This window comes from Neorhizobium phenanthreniclasticum, from assembly GCF_040066075.1.
Lineage (GTDB): Bacteria > Pseudomonadota > Alphaproteobacteria > Rhizobiales > Rhizobiaceae > Neorhizobium > Neorhizobium petrolearium.
Genome location: NZ_JBEAAL010000001.1, coordinates 514,163 through 526,826 on the forward strand (window position 1 = coordinate 514,163; position 12,664 = coordinate 526,826).

Genomic DNA, 12,664 nt, shown 5'->3' on the forward strand with positions numbered 1-12,664 from the left:
GAGCATGACGGAGGGGCTGTTGCGGCTCAAACCCGTTCGATAATCGTCGCCGTGCCCATGCCGGCGCCGATGCAGAGTGTCACGAGCGCGGTGTTCAGGTCGCGCCGTTCCAGCTCGTCCAGCACTGTGCCCAATATCATCGCGCCGGTGGCGCCGAGCGGATGGCCCATGGCGATCGCGCCGCCGTTGACGTTGATCCGGTCGTGGCTGATCCCGAAAGCCTGCATGTAGCGCAGCACGACGGCGGCGAAGGCCTCGTTGAGTTCGAAGAGGTCGATATCGGAAAGCTGCATGCCGGAACGCGCAAGCAGCTTTTCCGTGACATCGACCGGGCCGGTCAGCATCAGCGCCGGTTCGGAGCCGATATTGGCGAAGGCGCGGATGCGGGCACGCGGTTTGATGCCCATCGATTCGCCGCCGGCCCTGGAGCCGAGGAGGACCGCACCGGCGCCATCGACGATGCCCGACGAATTGCCGGCGTGGTGGACGTAATTGATGCGCTCGACTTCCGGATGGGCCTGGATGCCGACGGCTTCGAAACCGCCCATCTCGCCCGGCATCTGGAAGGACGGATTGAGGGAGGCCAGCGCCTGCATGTCGGTTTCCGGGCGCATGTGCTCGTCGCGGTCGAGGATCGTGAGCCCGTTCTGGTCCTTCACCGGGATGACCGACTTCGAGAAATAACCGTTCTTCCAGGCATTTGCGGCGCGCTTCTGGCTCTCGACCGCATAGGCATCCACATCGTCGCGGGTAAAGCCGTATTTCGTGGCGATCAGATCGGCCGAGACGCCTTGCGGCATGAAATACGCGGGGAAGTTGACGGAAGGGTCCATGTACCAGGACCCGCCGGACATGCCCATGCCGACGCGCGACATGCTCTCCACCCCGCCGGCGATCACGATATCGTCGGAACCGGCGATGATCTTGCCGGCGGCGAGGTTCACCGCATCGAGCGCTGAGGCGCAGAAGCGGGAAATCTGCATGCCGGGCGCCCTGAAGGAGTAGCCGGCCTCGAAGGCGGCGGCCTTCGGGATGACGGCGCCGGCATCCATGACCGGATCGACGCAGCCCATGATGATGTCGTCGACCTCAGTCGTGTCGAGGCCGTTACGGTCGCGCAGCGCTTCCAGCGTCTTGGCGGCGAGGCGGACGGAGGGCACTTCGTGGAGGCTGCCATCCTTCTTGCCGCGCCCGCGCGGTGTGCGCACATGGTCGTAGATAAAGGCTTCGGTCATGGTGTCATCTCCCTATCGGCGTACGGACGCCGTTGAATTCCTGTTTCCTTCTCCCCAGCGGGGAGAAGTGCCGAGCGAATGCGAGGCGATGAGGGCTCCGGCGAAAGCCGTAGCTAAAAAAGACGCCTCGTCATTGGCGGCCCCCTCATCCGGCCCTTCGGGCCACCTTCTCCCCGGAGGGAGGGGAAATCAAAACGCTTCCGCCGCCAGTTCCATCAGGCTGTCGGCACCCGCCTCGATCCGGGCCTTGCGCAGCGCCGTTTCCGGCATGACCTTTTCCATGAAGAATTTCGCCGTGACCAGCTTGTTCTTCAGGTAATCGGCGCGGGCATCGCCGGCGGAAAGCCTCTCCTGCGCGGTCTTCGCCATCTTCGCCCACATGTAGCCGAGTGTCACGAGGCCGAAGAGATGCATGTAATCGGTCGCGCCGGCGCCGGCATTGTCAGGTTTGGCCATGGCGTTCTGCATGAACCACATGGTCGCCGCCTGCAGGTCGTTCAGGCCCTTCTTGAGAGCCTTGGTGAACAGGACCATGTTCTCGTCGGCGCGGTTCTCCTCGCAGAAATCGCCGATTTCCTTGAACATCGCCATGGCGGCGCGGCCGCCGTTCAGCGCCAGCTTGCGGCCGACCAGATCGAGCGCCTGGATGCCGTTGGCCCCCTCATAGATCATGGTGATGCGGGCATCGCGCACATACTGGCTCATGCCGTGCTCTTCGATATAGCCGTGGCCGCCGAAGACCTGCTGGGCCATGACGGCGTGTTCGAAGCCCTTGTCGGTCAGGACGCCCTTGAGGATGGGGGTCGCGAGGCCGAGCAGGTCGTCGGCGTTCTGGCGTTCCTTCTCATCTTCCGAGCGGTGAGCGATGTCGGATTTCAGCGCGGTCCACAATAGGAAGGCGCGGCCGGCCTCGTTGAAGGCGCGGATGGTCATCAGCGAACGGCGGATATCGGCATGCACGATGATCGGGTCGGCCTTGCCGGCGGGGTTCTTCGGGCCTGAGAGCGAGCGGCCCTGAAGACGCTCGTTGGCATAGGCGACAGCGTTCTGGTAGGCCGTCTCGGCGACCGCCAACCCCTGCAGGCCGACACCGAGGCGCGCCTCGTTCATCATCACGAACATGGCGGCGAGGCCCTTGTTTTCCGCGCCGATCAGGTAGCCCACCGCATCGTCGTAGTTCATGACGCAGGTGGCATTGCCGTGAATGCCCATCTTGCGCTCGATCGCGCCGCAGGCAACCCCGTTGCGATCACCAAGAGAACCGTCCCCCTTGACCAGGAATTTCGGCACGATGAAGAGCGAAATGCCCTTGGTGCCCTCCGGCGCACCCTCGATGCGGGCAAGCACCAGATGCACGATATTGTCGGTCATGCCGTGCTCGCCGGCGGAGATGAAGATTTTCTGACCGGAGATCTTGTAAGTGCCATCACCTTGAGGCACCGCCCTGGTGCGCAGCAGGCCAAGATCGGTGCCGCAATGGGGCTCGGTCAGGTTCATGGTGCCGGACCAGGTACCTTCCACCATCTTCGGCAGATAAGTCTGCTTCTGCTCATCGGAACCGTGCACGAGGATCGCGGCGATGGCGCCCTGGGTCAGGCCCGGATACATCATCAGCGACATGTTGGCCGACGACATGTATTCGCCGACCGCGGCATGCAGCGTGTAGGGAAGTCCCTGTCCGCCGAATTCCGGCGGTACGGCAAGGCCGATCCAGCCGGACTGGCAATACTGGTCATAGGCTTCCTTGAAGCCCCCGGGCACGGAAACGGTGCCATCGTCGTGGCGGGTACAGCCCTCCTGATCTCCGAAGAGATTGAGCGGAAAAAGCACGTCTTCCGCGACCTTGGCGGCCTCTCCGACGATCGCTTCCAGCATGTCCGGCGAAGCATCGGCAAAGCCCGGCAGGTTGCCGTAGCGTTCCAGCCCCAGCACATCGTTCAAGATGAAAAGCGTGTCGTTTACCGGCGCCTTGTACACTGGCATGGTCGAGCTTCCTCCTATCCTCGTCTGAATCCTCGCTCCGGCGCCTTCGGCTCCGCGGCAAGATCCGTATCCTGCTCCCATGAATAATTGACGTTTGCGTAAACGTCAAATGTGCTGGAAACGAAATTTTCCATCCACCGGCCGCCTCTTCTTCCCCGTTCAAGCCGACGCATCAACACGCGGAACAGATCCAGGCTCAAGACAAGCGGGAAGACTGCGCTCGCCAATCGAACGTCATGCCACATAAGAGCCCGAACCTGCCGGAAAAGGTTAAAATTTTCACTCCGGTTAACGACTTGTTTACCACGTTTCGGGAAATAGTGGGGCCTGGAGCGACGCAGAGCATTTACTTCAGAAATGCCGCGCCCGCCGGAAATGGCAAGTCTTGTGTAGGGGTATCCCAATAAACGGCCGATTTTGCGGGAGAAGCAGGCTCTCTCAACCTGGCCTTGGACGAGAGCCTACCGGACCAACGTCGAAACGAGCGAGCAAATGAACGGATCACGATCGACCCCTTACCGTCATGGCGACCGCTCTTCCCTGGATGCGCTGAACCGCACCATCGAAGGTCTCGAGGCGCGGATCGAGGGACTGATGTCGGGCGCCAGCCGCGAAGCTCGTCCGAGCGATCAGCGTCACGAACGCCGCGCCGTGCCGGCGGCAGGCGCTCATCGCGTCACCGATTTCTCCAGCGATCCGCTTGCCGAGATTCGGGAGCGCCAACGCGTGCTGGACTCCGACCGCGACCGCAGCACGCGAACCGAACCTTCGCGCATATCCGAGATGCGTCGCGGAGAGCCGCGTTACGGGGAAGCCCGCCGCAACGACGTGCGCCCGCCGGAAGCCTTGAGGCCGGAGGAACGCCCGGCCCCGTCTCACCTTGAAATGCCCCGTTATGCAGAAGCCCGCCGCACGGCTCCGCCGCACCGCGAAGACCTTCGCCGTCCGGTGGTGCAGGCACCTCAGCCTCCGCAGCCCGACGGCGGTGTGCAGGACATAGCCATGGCGCTGGTAAACCTGCGCCAGGAGCTGAAGCAGGACATTTCCGAAGGTGTGGCGAGAGAAATGAACGCGCTGCGCGCGGAAATCCGTTCGATCAAGTCGATTGCCGAGGACCAGCGCTTCACCGACGACCTGCGCAGCGATCTTGCCCGCCTCGCCGAAGGCATCGACCAGCTCGGCCATCAATCGACGCCGGAAGCGGCCGGCCTGCGCGCCGACTTCGAGGAATTGCGCACCGCCATGGACGGCCTTGCGCGGGAAGATTCCGTGCAGCGCATGGAAAGCCGGTGGCAGGGCCTGGCAGAACGGATGGGTGACCTCGATTCGGCGGCGCTGCGCGAGGAACTCGTCTCGCTCGCCTACCGCATCGACGAGATCAAGAGCCAGCTCGGCGAGATGAGCGACAGCCCCGTCATCCGGGCGCTCGAACAGAAGCTGATCGCCGTCGCCAGCGCCATGGAACAGCTCGGTTCTCGCATGCAGCCGAACGACGCAGCGATCGCCGAGCAGTTTGCGACCCTCGACCACCGGCTGGATGAAATCAGCCGGGCGATCGCCGCCGGCAGCCGCGCCGCCGCCTCGGCCTCGCTCGACCAGTCGTTCCTGCAAAGGCTGGAAGGCCGGATCGGCGTGCTTGCCGACCAGATCGACGCCATGAGCCAGGCAGCCCATCGACAAATCGATCCGACAGAGGCGCTATCGGCCCGCATCGAAGCCCTGACAGGCCGTATCGAGGAGCTGACCGACGAACAGGCAGCCATGCGCCTGGAAGAGCGACTGGAACAGCTCTCGCTCATCCTCGAACAGGCTCAGAAGCCTGTTCCGCAATCCGACCTCTCCGACCATCTCGCCGACATTTCCCGCAAGATCGACGGGCTTGAACATGGTGCGGTCAATGACCTGCTCGCCGAGCGCCTCGACTATCTTGCCCGGCGGATCGACGAGATGGATTTCCAGCCGCCGATCCAGCCGGTCATCGACCAGAACGCCTTCGGCCGCATCGAGGACCGCCTGGGCGATATCGCCACCCGCCTGGACGAGGCAGCGGCAGCACCGCGCAGCGACGAAAGCGCATTGCGCAACCTGGAAGACCAGATCGCGCATCTTTCGACCCTGATCAGCCAGCCGCAGCCAGCGGCCAGCGCGCTTCCCGCCGAATTCGAAAGCCGCATGACGGCGATCGAGAACTATATGGCGACCAATGACGAATACATCATCGAGGCCGCCCGCCAGGCGGCTGAAGCAGTGGTCGAGGCCTATTCCCGCGACACAGCCGCCGGCACTCCGGTCGCCGCTGCCGACATGGCGGTACTTTCCGCGCTTGCCGACGATCTCCGTCATCTCGAAGACCTGACGCGCAGTTCCGAAGAACGGACGCACCAGACCTTCGAGGCCTTGCACGGCACGCTGGTGAAGATCGCCGATCGTCTCGACGGAATGGAGGGGCGGATCACCGCCTCCGCCCATATCGAGCGCCACTACAGCGAGCCGGAGCGGCAAGAGTTGCATCGTCCGGCCCCTGCCATGCCGGTTGCCGCGCAGCTTTCCGCCTCTTCGCTTGAAGAGGCAATGCATGAGGAGAGCGCTGCCCTGGAAGCACCGGTCGCGACGTTCGGCACCCGCAACGAGCCGGCCAATGCCATGCAGGATACCGGCGAACTGTTTTCGGCAGCCCCTGCCGACACCCAGGCCCTTTCCAGGGCGAAGGTCGCCAAACCCAGCCTTCTCACCGAGCTGTCGCGCCGCTTCCTGCCGGGCGGCAAGGGAGACACGACCGCCGGCCGCACAATCGTGGAGCCGGCGCCGTCGATCGACCCGTCCGACGTCCTGCCGCCCGACCATGAAAACGACCTGCTGGAGCCCGGTTCCGGTGCGCCCGATGTGAAGAAGATCCTGGAACGGGTCCGTGCCAGCCAGGCGGCCGGCGAATTCGATAGCGACCGGACAGCGGGGGCGACGAAAGCGGACTATATCGCAGCCGCGCGCCGTGCCGCCAAGGCGGCCGCCCAGGAAACCGATCCGTCGCAGACCACCTCGTCGGCTAGGGACATGCGGAAAGCCGCCGCCACCGGCAAGGGCCTCGGCGCCATGCTCTCGAGCCATCGCCGGCCGATCCTGATGGCCGTCGGCGCCGTGCTTCTGGCTCTGATGGCCATGCCGCTTGCCAAGACGCTCATCAGCGGCGACAAGGCTCCGTCTGCGCCCCCTGCCGCGATCGAAGCACCGGCCGAGCCCTCCGCCCCCCCGGCCGACGAGACCGGCGAGCGCGAAACTCCGGCAATCGACAACCAGGCCGCGACCGACGGCGTCGACAGCAATGCGGACGTGGCAGGCACGCAGGCTGCTCCGCCCGCAGAGCCGCCGAGACAGATCAGCCCCGGCGATCACCTGACCGATCCGACACCGGGCGCAGGCGAGATTTCCGCCATGGAGCCGGCCGGAAGCGCCACCCAGGCTCAGGACGATTTCGTGCCCGCGCAGCAGGTGGATGCCCCTGCCCAGATCACCGTTCCGGCCGGCATCGAGCCAAAATCGCTCGCCGATGCTGCCGCGGCCGGCGATCCGAACGCGCTGTTCGAGATCGGCGCCCGCTTCACCGAGGGACGCGGTGTGGCGCCGGACCTGTCGGAAGCCGCAAACTGGTACAAGCTTGCCGCCGATCGCGGCTTGCCCCCGGCGCAATACCGGCTCGCCAACCTCTTCGAGAAGGGTTCAGGCATCACGCGTGACCTCACAAAGGCCATGACCTACTATAAACAGGCTGCCGAAGCGGGTAATGCGAGCGCCATGCACAATCTCGCCGTACTCTACGCTTCAGGCGCCGCCGGCCAGCCGGATTACACCGCCGCCGTCGAATGGTTCGGAAAGGCCGCCGATTTCGGCGTTGCCGACAGCCAGTTCAACCTCGCGATCCTCTATGCCCGCGGCAATGGGGTGAAGCAGGATCTGGAGGAGTCCTACAAGTGGTTTGCGATCGCGGCCAAGAGCGGCGACAAGGACGCTGCGCAGAAACGGGACGAAGTGGCGAACGCCATGCGCAAGGAACAGCTCGAAAGCGCCCGCGCCAAGGTGGACCTCTGGAAAGTGAAGCCGCTCGACCCGAAGGCCAATTCCATCAACCTGCCGGACGAATGGGCTTCGGGCAAGCCGCTGACCACGGCCTCCGTCGACATGGAAAAGGCGATCCGCAACATCCAGGCGATCCTCAACAAGAACGGTTTCGACGCCGGCCAGCCGGACGGCAGGATGGGCGCCAAGACGGTCGGCGCGATCAAGGCCTTCCAGACTTCCGTCGGCCAGGAGCCGACCGGCAAGATCAACGATGCGCTGGTGAAAGAACTGCTCGCCCGCAACAAGTAAGTAAGGCGACTTACCCGACCGATATTAGGGAGAAGCGGCATATTAATCACGCCGTCACAAAAAGGGTAAAATCGTCGCTTTATCTGACACTTGCGATTTGACTCGGCAGATGCCCGGGCGCATGACGGTATAACCCTTCATGCCCTGTTCAGGCGGCATGTGAGAATCATTTCCCATCACCGCAGTGGGCGGATCAGAGACATCGCGAACCGCCCGCGACGGTGTCGCTTTTTGCCTTTTTCGGGGTTCGATCGTGACTGTCTACCTGCCGATCGCAGAGCTTTCGGTGAACATCTTCATCATTCTCGGCATGGGTGCGGCCGTCGGCTTCCTGTCCGGCATGTTCGGGGTGGGCGGCGGCTTCCTCATCACGCCTCTGCTGATATTCTACAACATCCCTCCGGTCGTGGCGGTGGCGACCGGCGCCAATCAGGTCGTCGCCTCCTCGATTTCCGGCGCGATTACCCATTTCCGGCGTGGCACGCTGGATATGAAACTCGGCACCGTGCTGCTGGTCGGCGGTCTGGCGGGCGCCTCGGTCGGCATATGGATTTTCTCCTGGCTGCGCCGTCTCGGACAACTCGACCTCCTCATCTCGATCCTCTACGTCGTGCTGCTCAGCACCATCGGCGCCCTCATGCTGCAGGAAAGCCTGCGAGCCATGCGCCGTGCGAAACAGAACCAGCCGGTGGCGCTGAAGCGCCCGGGACAACACATCTGGGTGCACCGGCTGCCCCTGAAGATGCGGTTCAAGAAATCGAAGATCTACCTCTCCGCCATTCCTGTCGTGGCGCTCGGCTTCGCCATCGGCGTGCTCACCTCGATCATGGGTGTCGGCGGCGGCTTCATCATGGTGCCGGCGATGATCTATCTCCTGCGCATCCCGACGAATGTCGTTGTCGGGACCTCGCTCTTCCAGATCATCTTCGTGACCGCCTATACGACCATGGTGCAGGCGGCGACGAACTATTCCGTCGATATCGTGCTGGCAACGATCCTGATGGTGGCCGGCGTCATCGGCGCGCAATACGGGGTACGCGTCGGGCAGAAGCTGCGCGGCGAGCAGCTCCGCGCACTCCTGGCGCTCCTCGTGCTTGCGGTCGGCATCCGCCTCGCGATCGGGCTCGTGGTGACGCCCGACGACATCTATTCCGTTGCGGTGGGAGGCCTGTCCTACTGATGCGCCTGCTCCTCCACACCGCCTTCCTCGCTTTTCTCCTCGGCCTTTGCCAGCCGGCCCTGGCGCAGGTGCCGCTCGGGCAGGCATCGACGGTGAAGGAGGGGCTGGAAATCGGCGCCTCGACCAGTGAAATCGCCATCACCTCGGATTTCCGCGGTGCCGATCTGACGATCTTCGGGGCGCTCAACAACGCCGACGAGCTGTTCCTGGCGATCGGGCAATACGACGTGGTCGTCACGCTCGAAGGCCCGAAGGATTATGCGACGGTTCGCAAGAAGGAGCGGGTCCTCGGCATCTGGATGAACACACAGTCGATGACCTTCGAACAGGTGCCGGAAAGCTATTCGCTGGCCAGCACCCGCCAGATCGACAACATCGACCAGCCCACAAGCCTCAACAATATCGGCGTCGGCATCGATCACCTGGCGCTCAATCCGGTCGGCTACATTCCGAATTCCGGCCTGATCGGCGAATTCCGCGAGGCTTATCGGCGCCTCAAGCTGTCGAACGGGCTTTATCAGCGCGACACGGACGGCGTGCGCTTCGTCTCCACCAGCCTGTTCCGTGCCTCGCTGAGATTGCCCGCCAACATTCCGGACGGCATACACATGGTGCGCGCCTATCTCTTCAAGAGCGGCCAGCTCATCGTGCAGCGGGAGCTGCCGCTTCGGGTCGTCAAGACCGGCATCGAGCAGGCGATTACCGATGCGGCACATGAACGACCGATCGCTTACGGTTTCTTCTGCGTGCTGATCGCGGTCATCACCGGCTGGGGGGCCAGCCTGATCTTCCGCAAGGATTGATCACCGGAAACCGAGTATCAGGGCTGATCATTCGGCGGCTGCCTTTCGCGCTACCACTTCAAGGTAGGCGGCGTGCAGCCGATCGAAGACCGAAGGTTTCGAGGGATCGCGCGGGACGTGCAGATGCAGGACGCGCAGTTCCTGCATGAAATCCTCCCAGAGCGGCCGCCCGCCCTCCTCCAGCAGCTCGGCGCGGATCGAAAGCTCCTCCGAAACGGGAAGGAAACGGCGTCCCCAGGCCCCCATTTCCGCGAAGATCGGCACCAGCCTGATCGACATTTCCGTCAGGCTGTAAATCGCTTTCTGCTTGTGGCTCGGGTCGTCCTCACGGGTGAGCAGGCCCCTTTCCAGAAGCCGCTTCAGGCGGTCGGCAAGGATGTTGGAAGCAATGCCCTCCTCCGAATTCTGCAGGAGTTCGCGAAAGTGGCGGCGGTTGCCGAACATGATGTCGCGGATGACGATCAGGCTCCAGCGGTCACCCAGGACTTCCAGCGTGAGATTGATCGGGCAACCCGACCGATGCGCGTCTTCCATTTTTTTCTCCAAAAACCGCTTGCATTATAAAATCAGTTTCGCTAGCTTTCAACTGCTTGTTTATTGCAACTGGTTTCGACGTGATGGAGGATGACATGAGAAAGCTGGTAGCCTGGAACCTGATGACGCTGGACGGCTATTTCGAAGGCGAGAAGCCGTGGGACCTCGCCTTCCACAATTATGCCTGGGGACCGGAGCTCAAGAAGCTCTCGGAGCAGTTCGGCGAGGAGAGTGATCTTCTCGTCTTCGGCCGCAAGACCTACGAGGGCATGGCCGCCTATTGGCCAACCGCCGAAGGAGAGGGCAAGGTCAAGGATTACATGAACAGCTTCGCCAAGATCGCCGTCTCGAAGACGATGAAGGAGGCAGCATGGAACAATACGCGCGTCGTCAGCGATCCGGTCGCGGAACTCAACAAGTTGAAGGCTGAGGACGGCAAGACGATCCTCGTCTTCGGTAGTGCCGAGCTGATAGCATCGCTGATGCAGGAAGGCCTGGTCGACGAATACCGAATCTGCATCGCTCCGGTGCTGCTCGGCTCCGGCAATCCGCTTTTCAAGAAGGCGGCGCAGCAGACGACGCTGAAGCTCGTAAATTCCACCATCGCTGCGAATGGTGCGGTGATCCTCACCTATGAGGTGGGCAAGGCGGTCTGAGACCGCTTGCCGAAGACCAGAAAAACACCGCTGACGGTTGGACTGACAGGACATTTGCGCTAGACACGCGCTACCCCTCATTTCCGCAAGATGTCCATGTTCCGCCGGTTGCTTTCCCATCTGCCCTCCGCCCGTATTCTCCTCGATCCGGGTGGGCTGCGGGTGCTCATACGGCGCACGGAGTTCGGCCTCATCATCGCCGCCGCGATGGTCGGCATCCTGGCCGGCTTCGCCGTTGCGCTCATGAGCTGGATCTCCCAGCAACTGCACTGGTCCATTTTCCGGCTCGATGCCGGCGAAAGACTGAGTTCGGCCGCCGAGATCGACCGCATCCTGATTCTCACCGCACCGATTGCCGGCGGCATTCTCATGGGTGCGGTCTTCCTCATCCTGCGGAAATGGCGCAAGAAGCCGATGGTCGACCCGATCGAGGCCAATGCGCTGCACGGCGGCCGGCTTTCGCTGACCGACAGCATCATCGTCGCCATCCAGAACCTCATCTCCAACGGCTTCGGCGCCTCCGTCGGCCTGGAGGCCGGCTACACCCAGCTCTCCTCCGGCCTTGCCTCGAAAATCGGCCTCCTGCTGCAGTTACGCCGTTCCGATCTCAGGATCCTCGTCGGCTGCGGCGCAGCGGCGGCGATCGCCGCCGCCTTCAATGCTCCGCTGACCGGCGCGTTCTACGCATTCGAACTGATCATCGGCACCTACACGATCCTCAGCCTGGCGCCGGTCGTGGTCTCGGCACTGATCGCCGCGATCATCACCCGCCTGTTCGGCGATGCTACCATGATCGACGTCAGCCAGTTCGGCGCGGTCGTCCCGGCCGACTACGTGCCCGCGATCGTGCTCGGCATATTCTGCGCTTTCGCAGGCATACTTCTCATGCAAGGCGTAACCTTCGTGGAGGAACTGGCGCGCAGGAGTTCGATCTCGCCGGTCTTCAGGCCGGCACTCGGCGGCATCGTTGTCGGCCTGCTCGCGCTGGCGGATGCGCAGGTGCTGGGGGCCGGCCACGGCGCACTGCATCTCAATCTCGACCTCAACCTGACCATCCCGGCACTGCTGACGATCCTCGCCCTGAAATTCCTCGCCTGCGCGGTGTCGATCGGCTCCGGCTTTCGCGGCGGGCTCTTCTTCGCATCGCTGTTCATGGGCGCATTGCTCGGCAAGCTGTTTGCCTTCAGCACGCCCTATATTTTCGCCCACGCCACCGTAACACCCGTCATCTACGCCGTGGTCGGCATGAGCGCACTTGCGGTCGCCGTCATCGGCGGCCCGCTCACCATGACGTTCCTGGCGCTGGAAGTCACCGGCGACTTTCCCATCACCGTTCTTGCGCTGGCCGCCGTCATCACCTCCTCGGTGACGGTCCGCACCACCTTCGGCTACTCGTTCGCGACCTGGCGTTTTCATCTGCGCGGTGAAAGCATCCGCAGCGCCCACGATATCGGCTGGATCCGCAACCTCACCGTCGAGCGGATGATGCGCGCAGACGTGCGGACGGCATCCGCCAGCATGAGCCTCAGCGAGTTCCGTAAGGATTTTCCACTCGGCTCCACCCAGCGGGTCATCCTCACCGACGAGGCAGGAAAATATGCCGGCATCATTCTTCTTCCGGATATCTATGCGGCGCCTCTGGAAGATTCCGCCGAGCCGCGCACCCTCGCCTCCTTCGCGAAATACCACAACGATGTTCTGCTCGGCACGATGAACGCCAAGCAGGCCGCAGCGATCTTCGACAAGCTGGAGGCGGAAGCACTCGCCGTCGTCAACAACCAGATCGAACGCAAGGTCGTCGGGCTCCTAACGGAGAGCCACACGCTCAGGCGCTACAGCGAGGAACTCGACCGGCGGCGGCGCGAAATGTCCGGTGAAATCTGAGCGTTTCATCACGCAGTCTTGACGCAT

8 protein-coding genes are annotated in these 12,664 nt (G+C 63.1%); 5 read left to right on the forward strand and 3 right to left on the reverse strand.

Annotation, left to right across the window (positions count from 1 at the left end; genetic code table 11):
• Positions 1-26: 26 nt before the first annotated feature.
• Positions 27-1,235, reverse strand: a complete 1,209-nt coding sequence (locus ABK249_RS02485; RefSeq protein ID WP_348862103.1) for an acetyl-CoA C-acetyltransferase — start codon at positions 1,233-1,235, stop codon at positions 27-29.
• Positions 1,236-1,424: 189 nt separating this feature from the next.
• Positions 1,425-3,218: an acyl-CoA dehydrogenase C-terminal domain-containing protein gene (locus tag ABK249_RS02490; RefSeq protein ID WP_348862104.1), complete on the reverse strand. Its 1,794-nt coding sequence runs from the start codon at positions 3,216-3,218 to the stop codon at positions 1,425-1,427.
• Positions 3,219-3,710: 492 nt separating this feature from the next.
• Between ABK249_RS02490 and ABK249_RS02495 the strand changes: the two genes are divergently transcribed.
• From ABK249_RS02495 to ABK249_RS02505, 3 genes are all read left to right on the forward strand, one after another.
• Positions 3,711-7,580 (forward strand): peptidoglycan-binding protein, encoded by a 3,870-nt coding sequence (locus tag ABK249_RS02495; protein ID WP_348862105.1) that lies wholly within the window; start codon positions 3,711-3,713, stop codon positions 7,578-7,580.
• Positions 7,581-7,833: 253 nt separating this feature from the next.
• A complete protein-coding gene (locus ABK249_RS02500) occupies positions 7,834-8,760 on the forward strand; it encodes a sulfite exporter TauE/SafE family protein (protein WP_037159984.1) in 927 nt (308 codons plus the stop codon).
• Positions 8,760-9,563, forward strand: a complete 804-nt coding sequence (locus ABK249_RS02505; protein WP_227701870.1) for a TIGR02186 family protein — start codon at positions 8,760-8,762, stop codon at positions 9,561-9,563. Before ABK249_RS02500 ends, ABK249_RS02505 begins: the two co-directional genes overlap by 1 nt.
• A 27-nt stretch (positions 9,564-9,590) precedes the next feature.
• Here ABK249_RS02505 and ABK249_RS02510 read toward each other — a convergent pair whose 3' ends face one another.
• On the reverse strand, positions 9,591-10,097 hold the full coding sequence (locus tag ABK249_RS02510) for a winged helix-turn-helix transcriptional regulator (protein ID WP_037158953.1): 507 nt from the start codon (positions 10,095-10,097) through the stop codon (positions 9,591-9,593).
• A gap of 95 nt (positions 10,098-10,192) precedes the next feature.
• Between ABK249_RS02510 and ABK249_RS02515 the strand changes: the two genes are divergently transcribed.
• Both ABK249_RS02515 and ABK249_RS02520 read left to right on the forward strand, forming a co-directional pair.
• A complete protein-coding gene (locus tag ABK249_RS02515) occupies positions 10,193-10,753 on the forward strand; it encodes a dihydrofolate reductase family protein (protein WP_037158955.1) in 561 nt (186 codons plus the stop codon).
• A gap of 96 nt (positions 10,754-10,849) precedes the next feature.
• Positions 10,850-12,637, forward strand: a complete 1,788-nt coding sequence (locus ABK249_RS02520; RefSeq protein WP_348862106.1) for a chloride channel protein — start codon at positions 10,850-10,852, stop codon at positions 12,635-12,637.
• The last annotated feature ends 27 nt before the right edge of the window (positions 12,638-12,664 follow it).

What these genes read in the sequence shown, in the direction of transcription:
- ABK249_RS02490 (WP_348862104.1), bottom strand. Translation starts at nt 3,218, where the DNA reads ATGCCAGTGTACAAGGCGCCGGTAAACGACACGCTTTTCATCTTGAAC.
- ABK249_RS02495 (WP_348862105.1), top strand. Translation starts at nt 3,711, where the DNA reads ATGAACGGATCACGATCGACCCCTTACCGTCATGGCGACCGCTCTTCC.
- ABK249_RS02520 (WP_348862106.1), top strand. Translation starts at nt 10,850, where the DNA reads ATGTTCCGCCGGTTGCTTTCCCATCTGCCCTCCGCCCGTATTCTCCTC.
- ABK249_RS02485 (WP_348862103.1), bottom strand. Translation starts at nt 1,235, where the DNA reads ATGACCGAAGCCTTTATCTACGACCATGTGCGCACACCGCGCGGGCGC.
- ABK249_RS02510 (WP_037158953.1), bottom strand. Translation starts at nt 10,097, where the DNA reads ATGGAAGACGCGCATCGGTCGGGTTGCCCGATCAATCTCACGCTGGAA.
- ABK249_RS02515 (WP_037158955.1), top strand. Translation starts at nt 10,193, where the DNA reads ATGAGAAAGCTGGTAGCCTGGAACCTGATGACGCTGGACGGCTATTTC.
- ABK249_RS02505 (WP_227701870.1), top strand. Translation starts at nt 8,760, where the DNA reads ATGCGCCTGCTCCTCCACACCGCCTTCCTCGCTTTTCTCCTCGGCCTT.